Source organism: Solibacillus sp. FSL H8-0538, assembly GCF_038003525.1.
Classification (GTDB): Bacteria; Bacillota; Bacilli; order Bacillales_A; family Planococcaceae; genus JBBOPI01.
The window spans coordinates 1,347,628-1,363,639 of sequence record NZ_JBBOPI010000001.1; the positions used below are offsets into that span (position 1 = coordinate 1,347,628).

Consider the following 16,012-nt stretch of genomic DNA (forward strand, 5'->3'; position numbering starts at 1 on the left):
TCAATGAAACAATTATTAGCTAACCGTGTAAAAACTTTAACACCATCTTCAACGCTGGCGATTACAGCAAAAGCGAAGGAACTAAAAGAGCAAGGCATTGACGTAATTGGTCTTGGAGCAGGCGAACCTGACTTCAATACACCGCAAAACATTTTAGATGCTGCCGCAATCTCAATGAATAAAGGATTTACAAAATACACTCCAGCAGGCGGTCTTCCTATATTAAAGCAAGCGATTATTGACAAGCTTTCACGTGACAATAACCTTACATACAAAGCAAACGAAATTATCGTTGGTGTAGGTGCAAAACACGTGCTTTATACGCTTTTCCAAGTAATCTTAAATGAAGGTGACGAAGTAATTATTCCGATTCCGTATTGGGTTTCTTATCCTGAGCAAGTAAAATTAGCGGGCGGTGTACCTGTTTATGTGGAAGGTACAGCTGAACAAGGTTACAAAATTACAGCTGAGCAATTAGCAAACGCTGTAACAGATAAAACAAAAGCAGTTATTATTAACTCACCATCTAATCCATCTGGTATGATTTACTCGAAAGATGAATTAGCGGAGTTAGCTAAAGTTGCCGAAGATAAAGATATTCTAATCATTTCTGATGAAATTTATGAAAAGCTTGTATACAATGGAGTAGAACATTTCTCAATTGCGCAACTTTCAGAGCAGGTTAAAGCACGTACAATCGTTGTCAACGGTGTGGCAAAATCGCACTCAATGACTGGTTGGCGTATTGGGTATGCAGCAGGGAACGCATCAATTGTAAACGCGATGACGGACTTAGCATCCCACTCTACTTCAAATTCAACAACAACTGCACAATATGCAACAGTTGAGGCATATAACGGCTCTCAGGAGACAGTAGAGGTTATGCGTCAAGCATTTGAATCACGTTTAGAAGTAATTTTCCCTAAAGTTGCAGCAATCCCAGGATTCAAAGTATTAAAGCCTCAAGGTGCTTTCTACTTACTTCCGGATGTATCAGAAGCAGCTGCTAAAACAGGCTACGCATCAGTAGATGACTTTGCAAGCGCGTTATTAACGGAAGCAAATGTTGCAGTAATTCCAGGTTCAGGCTTTGGTGCACCAGCAACAATGCGTTTATCGTATGCAACATCATTAGAATTATTAGAAGAGGCAGTTCGTCGCATCGACACATTTGTAAAATCAAAATGGCAAGACTAAGACGTACTGTGCTCTAGATTTTGGAGGGCAATATGAAAAAAATTACGATTCAAGATATGCCTATGCATATCGGCGAAACAGTGAAACTAGGTGCTTGGTTAGCGAACAAACGCTCAAGCGGCAAAATTGCTTTCCTACAATTACGTGACGGTTCTGGCTTTGTGCAGGGCGTTGTTGTAAAAGAGGAAGTAGGCGAAGAGCTTTTTACAGTAGCAAAAGGCATGACACAAGAAACTTCAATGTATGTGATTGGCGAAGTAAAAGCTGACGAGCGTTCAACGTTTGGTTGCGAGCTTAGTGTAACGGGAATTGAAGTCATTCACGCGGCTATAGATTTCCCAATCACACCGAAAGAACATGGTACAGAGTTCTTAATGGACAACCGTCATTTATGGTTACGTTCTCGTAAACAACATGCGGTAATGAAAGTACGTAACGAAATTATTCGTGCAACGTATGAATTCTTCAACGACAATGGATTTACAAAAATGGATCCTCCAATTTTAACGGGTTCAGCTCCAGAAGGTACTTCAGAGCTATTCGCGACAAAATACTTCGATGAAGATGCCTACCTTTCTCAATCAGGTCAGCTATATATGGAAGCAGCTGCCATGGCATTAGGAAAAGTATTTTCATTCGGACCAACATTCCGTGCTGAAAAATCGAAAACTCGCCGTCACTTAATCGAGTTCTGGATGATCGAGCCAGAAATGGCTTTCGTTGAATTTGAAGAAAACCTAGAAGTACAAGAGCAATATGTGTCGCATATCGTTCAATCTGTACTAAAAAACTGCAAGCTGGAATTAGAACGTCTTGGTCGTGATACTTCAAAACTTGAGAACATTACAGCACCTTTCCCGCGCATTTCTTATGACGATGCGATCAAATTCCTTCACGAGCAAGGTTTTGACGATATTCAGTGGGGGGACGATTTCGGTGCACCACATGAAACGGCGATTGCCAACACATATGACAAGCCGGTGTTCATTACTTGCTATCCAGTAGGGATCAAACCATTCTACATGCAGCCACATCCAGACCGTGATGATGTTGTCCTTTGTGCAGACTTAATTGCGCCAGAAGGTTACGGCGAAATCATTGGTGGTTCTGAGCGTATTCATGACTATGATTTATTAAAATCACGTCTTAATGAACACGGTCTATCAATGGATGCCTATGCATGGTATTTAGAATTGCGTAAACAAGGTTCAGTACCTCACTCAGGCTTCGGTCTTGGTTTAGAGCGTACAGTAGCGTGGATTTCAGGAACAGAACACATCCGTGAAACAATCCCGTTCCCACGTCTGCTTAATCGTCTTTATCCATAGGAAGTAACCTAAGTTCGCCACATCGTGTGGCAAGCGTACCGGTCCAACATCCTATTGGCCTAAAAATTCATAATTAATTGCACTCTAAGGGGTTGCCCGAATTCATTTTCGGGACAGCCCCTTCATTACCTTATTTTAGTCAAAGGGGGATTCTAAATGAATACTGCATATAATCGAATCCGCGTTTGGACTGAGCAGGGGAATGTTACGATTCCTCAGCTTTTTTTTCAGTTTTATCGACAATTAAATGTTGCTGATGATGAAGCAATAATTGTGTTACATTTATTAGCATTTCATGCAGAAGGTGTAGAATTTCCGACACCTGACGATTTAGTAAACCGTACTCATTTTCAACCGAATGCCATTTCATTAATGCTGCAGCGTTTAATGCAAAAGGGCTTGCTTGAAATTACTCAAGGGGTAGATGCGGCTGGTAAACTAAATGAAAAATTTTCGCTCTATCCGTTATGGGAACGCATTTTAGATCATATAGAAGCATCACAACAAAAAGTTGCACAAATAGGTGAGAAAAATGAAGAGGCGGCAATTTTCGGCTTATTTGAACAGGAATTTGGTCGATTACTGTCACCAATTGAAATCGAAACGATTGGAATGTGGATTGATGTAGATCGCCATTCTGTTGAAATTATTAAAGCGGCACTTAAAGAAGCGGTATTGGCAGGGAAAGTGTCATTGCGTTACATTGACCGAATATTATTTGAATGGAAAAAGAAAAATATTACGTCTATTAAGCAAATTGAGCAGCATACTGAGCAGTTCCGTCAACGGTCAACCGTTACACACCAGCCCCAACAGCCACCTGTACAAGATATTGCTACGAAAAAAGTGTCATTCTATAATTGGCTAGAAGAGAGAGAATAGGAGGGCGAGCCTTGCTAACAAAAAAACAATGGAAGCATTTCTTAGATGAAATGGACCGCATGTTTCCAGAGGCACATTGTGAGCTCGTACATGATAATCCGTTTGAGCTAACAATTGCGACCCTTTTATCTGCCCAATGTACAGATGTTCTAGTGAATAAAGTAACGAAAACATTATTTCAAAAATATAAAACACCGCATGATTATTTAGCTGTCCCGTTAGAGGAATTACAGCAAGATATTCGTTCAATCGGATTGTACCGCAATAAGGCGAAAAATATACAGTTGCTGTGCATGAAGCTATTAACAGAGTTTCAAGGTGAAATTCCAGCAAATCGTGAAGCATTAGTATCGCTACCTGGCGTAGGACGTAAAACAGCGAACGTTGTACTATCTGTTGCTTTTGATATACCAGCTATGGCAGTAGATACACATGTAGAGCGCGTATCAAAACGTCTCGGTCTATGTCGCTGGAAAGATTCAGTACTAGAAGTAGAAGAGACGATTATGAAGAAAACACCGATTGAGAAATGGTCAAAAGCGCATCACCAAATCATTTTCTTCGGTCGTTATCATTGTAAGGCGCAAAATCCAGGCTGCGGTGAATGTCCGCTCTTAAGTGATTGTCGAGAAGGGCAAAAGCGCTTAAAGAAAGGACTGGTCAAAGCATGATTGAAGTAAAGAAGGAAGTCATTTCAAAAGAGGCAGTAGACGCATGGATTACTGTGTGGGAAGAGCTTCGTGAAAACATTCATGCGGCTCACGAAGCGCGTGATGGTTCGGCGAAGCCTTTGATGGAGAAAGGTATTGAACAGTTTGTAACATTTTTACTGCAAGCATCTCACACAGACATTGCACTTCAGGAGCATGCGATTTACGAACTATTGCCGATTAATGGGATGGAACGTTTAAGTTTTATCAAAATGAAGCCAGGTCAATACGCTTGTTATCGCCAATTAGATGAGTTATATAAAGAAACGAAAAAACGCTGTGCGAGACTTCGTTTAAAAGCTTAAGAAATTCATACGGTTTTAACCACAAAAAATCCAGTGGCTGCAGAGAAGGTTATTCTCGCAGCTACTGGATTTTTTTTATTCATTATTTGGTTCTTGTTCTTCTTCTCCACTATTTGGCTCATTTGGAACTGTTGGTGGCTGAACACCATTACCATTTCCATTGCTGTTACCGTTACCGTTGCCATTATTAGTATCTGATCCATTACCATTTTGGCCGTTGTTTTCACCTGGATTTGTTCCGTTATTATCGCCTGGATCCGTCCAGTCATTTTGATCGTCCTCAACTGGCTCTTGTGGCTCGGGTTCTTCGACAATGCCTTCAATGTAAATCGACACCGATCCTGGTTCACTTCTTGTTTCACCAGAAAGTGCGACAATAGAGAAGGAATAATTCTTACCAGGCTGGATATTTGGTATTTGTACTGACGTTGCCCCTGTCGTCGCAATAACTGTAGGTGGCTCACCTTCAACGGTCATAGTTACTTCATATGTGATAGATGGGGTGTCAGCTGCTTCCTCAGTAGCATCTGGAATTGTATGTTCCCAAGTTAAATCAATTAAGTTCGCTACGTCATTGTAGCTAGCCTTTACATTAAACGGTGGGTCAAGTACTAAAGCCTCATATTCATTTGATACTTCAGTTGGCTGTGTACCTTTAACAAATAGTTCCGTTTGTCGCAGTTCAGCAGGTGTGTATTCACTCGCTAGCTTTAATGGGCTTGTTCCTACTTCAATCGTTGCTGATACGACTGAGCTTGGTTGTTTAAAAGTACCAGCTGGGTTATAAGCGTTTAAATCGGTCATTATTGATTTAAATAAAGTTTGTGGTAAACGTCGCTCCGGCCATGTTGTAATGGCATCTTTACGTTGCGAATACCCACTCCAAATGGCAATTGAATAATTCGTTGTATAGCCCGTAAACCATGAATCCGGTACAGCGCTACTACTTAAATTATGTTTTGCAAATTCATCTGCAGAGTAGTTCGTTGTTCCTGTTTTACCTGCGATATCAACGCCTGAAACCATGGCAGTTGGAGCAGATGCATTTGCTTTATTACTTACAACATCACGTAAAATATCCGTGACCATATAAGCTGTATAATCACTCATCGCTAAAGTTGTTTCTTTTTTATATGATTTCGATGTAGTACCGTCACGGAACACAATTTTTGAAATCGAATGTGGGTCATTGTAGCCACCGTTATTACCAAATGCCGCATACGATGCTGCCATTTGTATAGGCGAAATATTAATATTACCACCACCGATTGCATCAGATTCTACCACGTAATCTGTCTCAATACCAAGTTTTGAAATGAATTTTTGTGCGTAATCGGTGCCTACTGCTTGTAATGTTTTTACAGCAGGAACGTTACGAGATGTATATAATGCTTCACGAATCGTCATCGAACCGTTGTACTTTCCGTCCCAGTTAGTAATAACCTGTTTCGAGTTGGAATACGTCATTTCTTTATCGACAATCGTTTCTCCTGTTGACCATTTTAAATTTTCAATGGCAGGACCGTAATCAATTAATGGCTTCATCGTTGAACCAGGTGCACGTGTTGTTAAGTCATAGGCAAAGTTATAGTCAAAATTGCCGGAATAATTACGTCCACCACCGATTGCACGAATTTCCCCCGTCGTTGTATCGAGGACAGAAACGCCAGATTCGATCTTTTCAGTAGGGAAGTTGGCATCATTATTCATGATGTTTTCAACTATTTGCTGTGCTTTAGGATCGAGAGTTGTGTACACTTTAATGCCTTCTGAAATTAAATCACGATCGCCTTTCGCTTCGAGCTCAGATAGTACAACGTCTAGGAAGGCAGGGTAGTTAGTTGTATGATTCGCAATACGATGCTCCTCAGAGAGTATACCTTCTGACACAGCCACTGCCTTCGCTTCTGTCGCTTGTGCTTCACTAATTTTTTCGTGCTGTACCATTAGAGATAATACGATGTTTCGACGTTTCTCCGCACGCTCTGGATGTTTGAAAGGGTTGTAATTATTTGGACTTTGTGGCATCCCTGCTAGTAGGGCCATTTCGTCTAAATTGAGCTCACTTAATTCTTTCCCGTAGAAATATTCCGCTGCTGTACCGAAACCGTAAACCCTTCCGGACATTAGTATTTTATTAAAGTACATTTCGAAAATTTCTTCTTTTGAATATTGTCGTTCGAGCTTAATGGCAAGCCATGCTTCTTGTGCTTTACGTTCGAGCTTCTTTTCATTTGTAAAGAATGAGTTTTTTACTACTTGTTGTGTGATGGTACTTGCTCCCTGTGCCCCGAAGCCTTCACGGAAGTTCGCAATAACGGCTGAACCTAAACGCCAAATATCCACACCGAAATGATCGAAAAAGCGAGAATCTTCTGTCGCGATTATGGCATCGATCATTGGCTGCGGAATGTCTTTGTATGCCACGTATTTGCGATTTTCAACGCCAATCGAGGCAAATAGTTCTCCGTTAATATCATAAAATTCTGATGAAACAGGATCTTTTAATAATTCTTCATCTAATTCAGGCGCATTGCTCGCGTAATACGTAAATAACCCGACCCCGCTTAAAAAGCCGAGAACCCCCAGTAATACAATCGTCAAGAATATACGCTTGATCCATTTTTTTGTAGGTGTTTTTGTTTTTTTTCTTTGTAATTCACGCTCGCGCTTTATTTCTTCACGAGTTCGTTTTTTTTCAGTCACGATTAAATCTCCTCACTTTCACAAACGGTTTTGTTTGCGATGAACTTTTTTACTGCTGATAAATAATCTAGCCGCGGATTGTAGCCCGTTTTTACTTCAACAGTTTGTTGTTCAAAAATTGTTAGTGGAATCGATTTTCGACCACCTTCCTCCATTTGCTGCCATGCAGATTCAATCACCTCAAAAGGGACGATAAAATCACGCATCAGTGCAGAGAAGCGGATGATGAAAAAAGTAATTCCTTTTTGCATCTTTACGGATTTCATATGTGTTACTTGGTGTAAATGGATGTTTTTCAAAGGAAATGCCGTTTTACTTTCGGTTTCTTTCGCTTCAAAGTCAATATAGTAGCCGTTCCATACACCGTTGTAATCCGTCGTAGAAGGCGTTCGGAAATAGGCTTCTCGAATGACCGCCGCACTTCGTGATGGATACTCTACTTTGACGATTTGCACAGGAACAGGTTTCTTATGAATGTTTGCCAAATTTTTCTGTAAATAAAATGCATTTGTTTCATTTAAATCATCTTCTAGGCTTTTACCACGATTACTATACGAAAAATCCTTGTCTTTTTTCTTTGATTTTGATGCGGCAGGCGTTTCGGTCGGTGTCGCTTTATACAGTTTGCCATTTGGATAACGAATCGCCATGAAATCACCCTCCTAAATATGTGTGTAGCTCGTTACTAGTTTATCACAAAAAAATCGCGTTTTTTCAGTCCTTTTATCATTCTTTGACTAGTTTTGACGACCGTAAAGGAATTTCTACTTTTCTACTGAATAGTACCGAAGAAAAGGAGGAATGAAATGACTAGGATTGCTGCATTAATTAATCAGCTTGACGTTGCCACGGAGTTGCTTCACTTACAAATACAAACTGAACAGGCGAGGCTAACACATCGCTACCAATCACAACTTGTGAGAGCGCATCAGAAAGTAAGCTTAGCAGAAAAGTGTTTTCAAGTAAAGAATAGGTGTTCGCCTATTGGTAGTGAAAAGTGCTAGAGTTTGGTACACTAAACTGTACTATTGAAATTATTTAGGGGTGCCATGTATGCAATTAACTGAACAGACAACAATACTATTAACAGAATGCGATGAAGCGATAAATCGTTTTTATAAAATGCGTGAGCTAGATGCAGTGCCAGATTTTTTCGGACAAGTAAAGCCGTACGCGGATACAGTACATGGCATGCTACATGAATGGCAACAGCAAGCGCATGCTTGGATTCGTGACAACCAGCCGAAATATATGCATATTCCGCAAATAGATCATGCAGTGGATGCAATGGAGCAGTTTACGGTACAGTCCTTTTATAAGGAAACGAGTAAAAAACGCTTCATTCAATCCGTGCAATCGGTCCATTATACATTGTCGACATTTCTACGTTATTTAAAGGAAGGTGAAGGCGATGCTCAGTAAAAAGCGTTCAATTCAGGAATTGTTGCGTGAGTGGCAGTACGATGAAGAACTAAAGCAAAATATCGTCCACTGGCATACACTTAACGCTCAGCCTGCGCGTTATGCGGCATTGCCTGACAACCTTCATCCTTCTATTAAAAGGGCTCTGACGTTTCGCGGAATTGATCAATTGTATACACATCAGCGCGCGGCATTTGATTATGCCGTGTCAGGACATTCCTTTACAGCGGTGACACCTACTGCTTCAGGAAAGTCGTATTGCTATCATTTACCTGTTTTACAGCAAATACTTGAAGACCCTTCTAGCCGTGCGATTTATTTATTTCCGACGAAGGCTTTGGCGCAAGACCAAAAAACGGATTTAAATGAATTAATTGTAAGTATGGAAGAAGATATTTTAAGTTATACATATGATGGTGATACAGCGCCTGGAATTCGGCAAAAAATTCGAAAAGCGGGCCATATTGTTATGACAAATCCGGATATGCTACATTCAGGCATTTTACCGCATCATACCAAGTGGGTTTCTTTATTTGAAAACCTAAAATATATTGTTATAGATGAATTGCATACGTATAAAGGAGTGTTCGGTTCCCATGTTGCCCATGTTATTCGCAGACTAAAGCGAATTTGTGCGTTTTATGGTAGCAACCCTACATTTATTTGTACGTCGGCTACAATAAAAAATCCACTAGAGTTAGCGGAAAGCTTAACGAATACGAAGCACGCGCTCATAACCCAATCTGGCGCGCCGATTGGTAAGAAGACGTTTCTTTTTTACAACCCTCCGATTGTCCACCCGACTTTTGGAGTCCGTCGTAGTGCAGTGTTAGAGGTCCGCGATTTATCGAAGCGTTTATTTGAAGCGGGTATTCAGACGATTGTTTTTGCAAAATCGCGTGTACGTGTGGAGATGCTCGTGACGTACTTAAAAACGTTAACGGCGAAAAAAATACAGGATGAATCCATTCAAGGCTATCGCGGTGGTTATTTGCCGAGCGAACGTCGAGAAATTGAAAAGGGTTTACGAGACGGCACGATTCAGATTGTCGTTAGTACGAATGCACTGGAGCTTGGCGTAGATATTGGCCAGTTGCAAGCTTGCATAATGACAGGGTATCCGGGAAATATTGCAAGTGCTTGGCAACAAGCTGGTCGGGCAGGTCGTCGTCAGGACGAAGCGCTCATTATTTATGTCGCACAGTCGATAGCGCTCGATCAATATGTCGTTCAGCATCCGACGTATTTACTCGGCAGTAAGCCAGAAGAAGCACGAATTAATCCAGAGAATATATTAATTTTGATGGACCATTTAAAATGCGCTGCGTTTGAACTGCCTTTTTCCATGAGGGATGATTACAGTGAATACGAAATTCAAGAGCTGCTTCAATATTTAGAGGAAGAAGGCGTGCTCGTGAAAACCAGTACACAGTGGCACTGGATGAGTGACCGCTTCCCAGCACATGAAATTAGCCTACGCTCAGCTGCTCAAGAAAATGTCGTCATCATAGATATTTCTGTTCCAGCCCATACGAAGGTGATTGGAGAAATGGATACGTACAGTGCGATGACGCTGCTACATGAGGAAGCTATCTATTTACACCAGGGCACTCAGTTCCAAGTAGAAAAACTCGACTGGGAGGAAAAAAAAGCTTTCGTTCGTGAAGTGGATGTTGATTACTTTACGGATGCTAATTTAGCGGTGGAGCTAAAGGTACTAAGTGAGGATAAGCATGCTGACTATGAATCAGCAACAGTAAGCTACGGTGATGTAAGTCTGCTTGCCATTCCAACGATTTTCAAAAAGATTCGTTTTAATACACATGATAATATTGGCTCAGGTCCTATTAACCTTCCGCCGATGGAAATGCATACGAATGCAACATGGATGAGTTTTACATTACCAGATAACTGGTCAGAGGAAATGTTGACGGATGCATTATCAGGAGCCGCATATGCGATGGAAAGTTTTATCCCGTTGTTTATTCATTGTGACCGCAGCGATGTGTCCGTGGTCCCACAAGTAAAGGCTGTGCATAATGAAAAACCGACTCTTTTCATTTATGATAGTTATCCTGGTGGTATCGGCTTAAGTGAGCGAGTCTATGATATTTTATTATCTTTACTTGAGCGTACAATCGAGCATGTGAATGCTTGTCCGTGTCCAAATGGTTGCCCGTCTTGTATCGGGGCCCAAGATAGCCTGAATAATGGAAAAAAACAAGTGCTGAATGTGCTGTCGATATTAAAAAATGAAATGATGTGATGAAATGTCATATGAAAATAAAATTTTACAAATGAAAAAGATGCTTGGCAAGAAGTCGGAAAAGGTAGAGGAAAAGCAAACCTTTCAAAAACCTACTAAGCCGTCGTACTGTGAGAAGTGGCAGCAGGCAGGTTTAGAACTTGTGGAGAATGATTTTGGTGTGCTTTTTAAGCGCGTTGTACACTATCCGCTTAATTTTAAACATGGCCATTATGAGATTAGTCAATTTTATGAAGCAATTGAACGATGGGCACTTCTAGAAGATGGGCACCCGTACGCCTTGGATTCTAACGAAACGCTTGTGTTTTTTGATACGGAAACGACTGGCTTAAAAGGTGTAGGGACCCATATTTTTTTACTCGGCTTACTGGAAGCATTTGATGATGAGTTTGTGTTAACTCAGTATGTTCTCGCGGATCCATCAAACGAGGCGGCGATGTTATTTGAGTCTAAATTTTGGCAGCGTATTATGACGATTATTACCTATAATGGTAAAAGCTTTGATTGGCCGATGCTTGAAACGCGTTGGACATTAAATCAGCAGTTAATCCCAAAGCTGCGTCAGCAGCGTCAAGTTGATTTATTACATAGTACGAAGCGTTTGTGGAAGGATGATTTAGAGCGTATGAAGCTGACGCAAGTGGAAGAGAGAAAACTTGGCTTCTACCGAGACGGTGATATACCGGGTCACTTAGCGCCAATTATTTATTTTGACGCGGTAAAAAGTGGCAATGCTGAAACTCTTATGAAGGTGCTGCAGCATAATGAATGGGATTTACTTTCACTTATTACGCTATATGTCCATTCAACGAATTTATTATTGGATGAGCTTGGTGAGGAATCGGCTGCAACGTATACGAATATTGGGAAATGGTATGGGGATCTTAAACAAAAGCAGGTAAGTGCCCGCGTACTCGCGAATGTGACGGAGAAATTTGATGTTGAGGAAACAGGGCTTGCCCATTTTTTTTTAGCCTATGAACAAAAACGAGGCCGCGATTATTTGAATGCAGCTCAGTCTTTTGAAAACGCGTTACAGGGAATACCTTCGCGTAAGCAAGCTCAAGCGTATGAACAGCTAGCAATCATTTATGAGCATCAACTAAAGGATGTTGAAAAAGCGTATGAATATGCTTGTAAAGGACAAACTGTTACTAAGGGAATTAATTATGTGAAACAACAGCATAAGCAGCGTCAGCTAAATTGTTGGGAAAAACGCATGAAACGAATTGAAAATAAAATTCATTTCCCAGGCAAGCGCAAATAACGACAAATTTTTAAAAAGCAGGTGTTCTTGTTACACGATTCAAGCCTGTCCTATGCTATAATGAGAGCACTTATGTAGTGGAATGGAAGGGCGATGAACATGAATACTAAATTAACAGCTGACTATATTTTAGAAAAAGAGTTCAAAAAGAGCATGAAGGGCTATAATGTAGATGAGGTTGATCAGTTTTTAGATTTAATTCGAGAGGACTATGATCAATTCGAATCAAAGTTGGCAGCACTTCAAGAAGAGAATGAACGCTTAAAGGCAGAGCTCGGAAACAGTTCTAGAAGGTCTTCGGCACCACCTGTAACAAATAATACAAACTTTGATATCTTAAAACGTTTATCAAATCTAGAAAAACATGTATTTGGCAACAAGCTTTATGAATAAGTAAAGCGAACATGTTATTGTAATTTTATTATATTTTTAGTATAATAGCTATACCATCAAAAATTCGAGTAATCGCTGCAACGCTAGACGTTGTAGAGGAAAGTCCATGCTCACACGGCTCTGAGATGACCGTAGTGTTCGTGCTTACTGAAAAAATAAGGTAAGGCAGCCTTGAGCTGACGGCGGAAGGAATACCTAAGTCCTTGTGATATGGTAGAAACTTCCTGAAAGTGCCACAGTGACGATGCTTGCTTGGAAACATGCAAGGTGGAACGAGGTAAACCCCACGAGTGAGAAACCCAAATTATGGTAGGGGCACTCTCCTGAAGGAATTAAACGGATGGAGGGACGGGAATTTTTTTCCGTAGATAGATGATTACTGCCTGGTCGTACGAGGCGCAAGCCGTTTGAGTACTCAGGAACAAAACATGGCTTACTGAATTTATTGGTGCTTTTTTTACACATAAAAAGGCTCTCCATTTCTTGTGGAGAGCCTTTCTTTTAGAGATAAGGGTGAAAACGTTGAGCGGAAAACTTGCTAGTTTGCATTTAGATAAGTACGAGTCGCTATCACATTATCCAGACAATTTAATTGTTAAAATCTTCGAAAACGTTACAGAAGGCATCATGATAACCGATAAACAAAAGAAGATAATTGGAGTAAATCCAGCCTTTGAATTTGTAACTGGTTATAAACGCGAAGAAGTTGTGGGGAAAGACCCATCGATCTTGCAATCTGGAGTGCATGATTTGAATTTTTATTTAGGAATGTGGAAAGGTCTACATGAGCACGGGATCTGGCAAGGGGAAATCTGGAACCGTCGTAAAACAGGAGATCTTTATCCGGAATGGTTAACGATTATGGCTGTGAAAGATAATGAAGAAAATATTACGAATTACTGTGGTATTTTTTCGGACCTATCCGAACGTAAAATCGTAGAGGACGAGCTGGAGAAGCGAGCACTGCGTGATTCATTAACCGATGTGTGTAATCGTTTTGCATTTTTAGAACGAATGAACGCATTATTAGAGTCAAGCGTAGGCATGTCAAAGCCTGTTTACCATGCTGTGTTTTTCTTAGATTTAGACCGCTTTAAACATGTAAATGATATGTTAGGTCATTCAACTGGTGATTTATTGCTTGTGGAAATAGCGAAACGTATTAAGTCGCTATTGAAAAATAAAGATATTTTAGCGCGTTACGGCGGGGATGAATTCGTTATTACGTTAACGAATATTGTGCATCCACGCGAGGCAGCGAAATTTGCCGAGCAGGTCATTCGTATCATTGAAAAACCAATTAAAATTAATGAGCAGGAAATTTTTGTGTCAACGAGTATGGGCATTAGTATTTATCCAAACGACGGACATACGACAGAGGAACTTGTGAATCGTGCAGATAAAGCGATGACATTTTCTAAAGAGAATGGTCGTAATGGCTTTGCTTTTTATTTTGATGATTTAAATACGGATACGAAGCGCGTATTATTATTAGATACAGAAATCCGTAAAGCAATTGATAATAGGGATTTCACACTATATTACCAACCAAAAATATGTGTTAAAACGAACACGATTATTGGTGTAGAGGCGTTAGTACGTTGGACAAATGACAAGCTAGGCTTTGTATCGCCTGCAGAATTCATTCCATATGCTGAAGAAACAGGGTTAATAATTCCGCTGAGCGAAATTATTTTTCAACTTGCTTGTGATGGACATACTGTACTGGCGAGCGAAGGGTATAATAAATTACCAATCGCTATTAACGTATCGAGTATTCACTTCCAACAGCAAAGCTTCTTAGAATCAATTCAGAAAATACTTGAAAAAAATAATGCTTCAGCTCAAAACTTTGAAATTGAAGTAACGGAGCGCACTGTAATGAACAGCGCTTCCGAAACAATTAGTAAGCTTGTAAAATTAAAACAACTAGGATTCAAATTATCAATTGACGACTTTGGGACAGGCTATTCGTCACTAAGCTATTTAGTGCGTTTCCCGCTCGATGTTTTAAAAATTGACCGCAGCTTCATTCAACATATTTGTTCGCTTGATGACAAGCAAGCAATTGTTGATGCAATCATTCAAATGGCGCATCGCTTGAAAATGAAAGTTGTTGCGGAAGGTGCAGAAAGTGCACAGCAAGTAGAACTTTTACGTACAATGGGCTGTGATTATATTCAAGGCTACTACTATAGTAAGCCGTTACCGATGAACGAGTTGCTCGAGTTTATACAGTTTTGGGAAATCGAACATCAAGGAAGGGTTTAAACTATGACAAAATTTCAACTAGTAGCAACAGCTGCAATGGGCTTAGAGGCAATTGTTGCAGAAGAAGTACAGGCATTAGGCTATGAAACACGCGTCGATAACGGCAAAGTGTATTTTGAGGGAGACGAAATGGCGATCGCGCGCTGTAACTTATGGTTACGTGTAGCTGACCGTGTAAAAATTGTGGTCGCACAATTCCCAGCACATACATTCGACCAATTATTCGAAAGTGTAAAAGCGATTGAATGGGAACGTTATTTACAGGTAGATGCAGCATTCCCTGTGTCAGGTAAATCGGTAAAATCAAAACTATTCAGTGTTCCAGACTGCCAAGCGATTACAAAGAAAGCAATTGTGGAGCGCATGAAGTTCCACTATAAACGTCTAGGCTTCTTAGATGAGTCTGGTGCAACATATAAAATTGAAATATCTATTTTAAAAGATGTTGCGACATTAACGATAGATACATCAGGTGTAGGACTTCATAAACGAGGGTATCGTCAAGTACAAGGGGATGCACCGCTAAAAGAAACATTAGCAGCGGCACTTGTTAAAATCTCTAAATGGAATCCGAATCGTCCATTTGTAGATCCTTTCTGTGGTTCAGGTACTATTGCACTTGAAGCAGCAATGATTGGGCAAAATATCGCACCTGGCTATAACCGTGAGTTCATCTCTGAAGAGTGGCCATGGATGAAACAAGCTATTTGGGAGCAAGCGCGTAACGAAGCAGATGAAGCAGCAGATTATGATCAAGAGTTAACAATAATTGGTTCTGATATTGACCATCGCATGGTGAGCATTGCACAGGAAAATGCACTTGAAGCAGGTTTCGGTGACATAATTACATTCAAACAAATGCAAGCAAGAGACTTTACAACAACGTTAACAGACGGTGTAGTTGTCACGAACCCTCCATACGGTGAACGTATCGGTGAAGTAGAAGTAATTGAACAAGTGATCCGTGACTTTGGTCAGGTAATGAACAATTATCCAACCTGGTCCGTATATATGCTATCTTCAATGGAAAACTTCGAAGAATTATACGGTAGAAAAACGACGAAAAAGCGTAAGCTATTCAACGGCTTTATCCGTACAGACCTTTATCAATACTGGGGTCAAAAATCGAGAAGAGAAGATTAATTTTTAAAAAGGCTGTTCTAAAAATGATAATTTATCATATTTAGTGCAGTCTTTTTCAACATTTTCTTAATTATTTCCATTTATTATTTCGACTTTTTGTATATAAGAATAAGATGGAAAGT

General features: G+C 40.3%; 14 protein-coding genes and 1 other RNA gene. 13 read left to right on the top strand and 2 right to left on the bottom strand.

Annotated features, from left to right (window positions below; translation table 11 throughout):
* The first annotated feature begins 3 nt into the window (after positions 1-3).
* The 5 genes from MHH87_RS06350 (at position 4) to MHH87_RS06370 (ending at position 4,422) form a co-directional block, all read left to right on the top strand.
* Entirely contained in the window at positions 4-1,197 is a 1,194-nt protein-coding gene (locus MHH87_RS06350) for a pyridoxal phosphate-dependent aminotransferase (RefSeq protein ID WP_340748485.1), read from the top strand.
* A gap of 32 nt (positions 1,198-1,229) precedes the next feature.
* On the top strand, positions 1,230-2,525 hold the full coding sequence (gene asnS / locus MHH87_RS06355) for an asparagine--tRNA ligase (protein ID WP_340748486.1): 1,296 nt from the start codon (positions 1,230-1,232) through the stop codon (positions 2,523-2,525).
* Positions 2,526-2,681: 156 nt separating this feature from the next.
* Positions 2,682-3,407 carry a DnaD domain-containing protein gene (locus tag MHH87_RS06360; RefSeq protein WP_340748487.1) on the top strand — a complete coding sequence of 242 codons (726 nt, stop codon included), beginning with the start codon at positions 2,682-2,684 and terminating at the stop codon, positions 3,405-3,407.
* Positions 3,408-3,418: 11 nt separating this feature from the next.
* Positions 3,419-4,078 (top strand): endonuclease III, encoded by a 660-nt coding sequence (gene nth / locus MHH87_RS06365; protein ID WP_340748488.1) that lies wholly within the window; start codon positions 3,419-3,421, stop codon positions 4,076-4,078.
* Positions 4,075-4,422, top strand: coding sequence for a YpoC family protein (locus MHH87_RS06370; RefSeq protein ID WP_340748489.1), 348 nt, complete (start codon positions 4,075-4,077; stop codon positions 4,420-4,422). The genes nth and MHH87_RS06370 overlap by 4 nt, the downstream gene beginning before the upstream one ends.
* 75 nt (positions 4,423-4,497) lie before the next feature.
* On the opposite strand, the gene MHH87_RS06375 is transcribed toward MHH87_RS06370, so the two are convergent.
* Together MHH87_RS06375 and recU are read right to left on the bottom strand one after the other, a co-directional pair.
* The gene (locus MHH87_RS06375) at positions 4,498-7,128 is read right to left on the bottom strand and encodes a PBP1A family penicillin-binding protein (protein ID WP_340748490.1); all 2,631 of its coding nucleotides are present in this window, start codon (positions 7,126-7,128) and stop codon (positions 4,498-4,500) included.
* Between the two features lie 2 nt (positions 7,129-7,130).
* Entirely contained in the window at positions 7,131-7,778 is a 648-nt protein-coding gene (recU, locus tag MHH87_RS06380; protein WP_340748491.1) for a Holliday junction resolvase RecU, read from the bottom strand.
* A gap of 156 nt (positions 7,779-7,934) precedes the next feature.
* Between recU and MHH87_RS06385 the strand changes: the two genes are divergently transcribed.
* The 8 genes from MHH87_RS06385 to MHH87_RS06420 all read left to right on the top strand — a co-directional run bounded on the left by MHH87_RS06385 (position 7,935) and on the right by MHH87_RS06420 (position 15,890).
* The gene (locus tag MHH87_RS06385; protein WP_340748492.1) at positions 7,935-8,132 is read left to right on the top strand and encodes an endonuclease; all 198 of its coding nucleotides are present in this window, start codon (positions 7,935-7,937) and stop codon (positions 8,130-8,132) included.
* Positions 8,133-8,181: 49 nt separating this feature from the next.
* Entirely contained in the window at positions 8,182-8,550 is a 369-nt protein-coding gene (locus MHH87_RS06390; RefSeq protein ID WP_340748493.1) for a YppE family protein, read from the top strand.
* A complete protein-coding gene (locus MHH87_RS06395; RefSeq protein ID WP_340748494.1) occupies positions 8,540-10,816 on the top strand; it encodes a DEAD/DEAH box helicase in 2,277 nt (758 codons plus the stop codon). The genes MHH87_RS06390 and MHH87_RS06395 overlap by 11 nt, the downstream gene beginning before the upstream one ends.
* Positions 10,817-10,820: 4 nt before the next feature.
* Positions 10,821-12,083: a ribonuclease H-like domain-containing protein gene (locus MHH87_RS06400; protein WP_340748495.1), complete on the top strand. Its 1,263-nt coding sequence runs from the start codon at positions 10,821-10,823 to the stop codon at positions 12,081-12,083.
* A 99-nt stretch (positions 12,084-12,182) separates the two neighbouring features.
* Entirely contained in the window at positions 12,183-12,476 is a 294-nt protein-coding gene (gpsB, locus tag MHH87_RS06405) for a cell division regulator GpsB (RefSeq protein WP_340748496.1), read from the top strand.
* Positions 12,477-12,536: 60 nt separating this feature from the next.
* Positions 12,537-12,917: RNase P RNA component class B (rnpB, locus tag MHH87_RS06410), an RNA gene on the top strand.
* A gap of 81 nt (positions 12,918-12,998) precedes the next feature.
* Positions 12,999-14,747 (top strand): putative bifunctional diguanylate cyclase/phosphodiesterase, encoded by a 1,749-nt coding sequence (locus tag MHH87_RS06415; RefSeq protein WP_340748497.1) that lies wholly within the window; start codon positions 12,999-13,001, stop codon positions 14,745-14,747.
* A gap of 3 nt (positions 14,748-14,750) precedes the next feature.
* Positions 14,751-15,890 carry a THUMP domain-containing class I SAM-dependent RNA methyltransferase gene (locus tag MHH87_RS06420; RefSeq protein WP_340748498.1) on the top strand — a complete coding sequence of 380 codons (1,140 nt, stop codon included), beginning with the start codon at positions 14,751-14,753 and terminating at the stop codon, positions 15,888-15,890.
* Positions 15,891-16,012: the final 122 nt, after the last annotated feature.

What these genes read in the sequence shown, in the direction of transcription:
- MHH87_RS06350 (WP_340748485.1), top strand. Translation starts at nt 4, where the DNA reads ATGAAACAATTATTAGCTAACCGTGTAAAAACTTTAACACCATCTTCA.
- asnS (WP_340748486.1), top strand. Translation starts at nt 1,230, where the DNA reads ATGAAAAAAATTACGATTCAAGATATGCCTATGCATATCGGCGAAACA.
- MHH87_RS06360 (WP_340748487.1), top strand. Translation starts at nt 2,682, where the DNA reads ATGAATACTGCATATAATCGAATCCGCGTTTGGACTGAGCAGGGGAAT.
- MHH87_RS06370 (WP_340748489.1), top strand. Translation starts at nt 4,075, where the DNA reads ATGATTGAAGTAAAGAAGGAAGTCATTTCAAAAGAGGCAGTAGACGCA.
- recU (WP_340748491.1), bottom strand. Translation starts at nt 7,778, where the DNA reads ATGGCGATTCGTTATCCAAATGGCAAACTGTATAAAGCGACACCGACC.
- MHH87_RS06385 (WP_340748492.1), top strand. Translation starts at nt 7,935, where the DNA reads ATGACTAGGATTGCTGCATTAATTAATCAGCTTGACGTTGCCACGGAG.
- MHH87_RS06390 (WP_340748493.1), top strand. Translation starts at nt 8,182, where the DNA reads ATGCAATTAACTGAACAGACAACAATACTATTAACAGAATGCGATGAA.
- MHH87_RS06395 (WP_340748494.1), top strand. Translation starts at nt 8,540, where the DNA reads ATGCTCAGTAAAAAGCGTTCAATTCAGGAATTGTTGCGTGAGTGGCAG.
- MHH87_RS06400 (WP_340748495.1), top strand. Translation starts at nt 10,821, where the DNA reads ATGTCATATGAAAATAAAATTTTACAAATGAAAAAGATGCTTGGCAAG.
- gpsB (WP_340748496.1), top strand. Translation starts at nt 12,183, where the DNA reads ATGAATACTAAATTAACAGCTGACTATATTTTAGAAAAAGAGTTCAAA.
- MHH87_RS06420 (WP_340748498.1), top strand. Translation starts at nt 14,751, where the DNA reads ATGACAAAATTTCAACTAGTAGCAACAGCTGCAATGGGCTTAGAGGCA.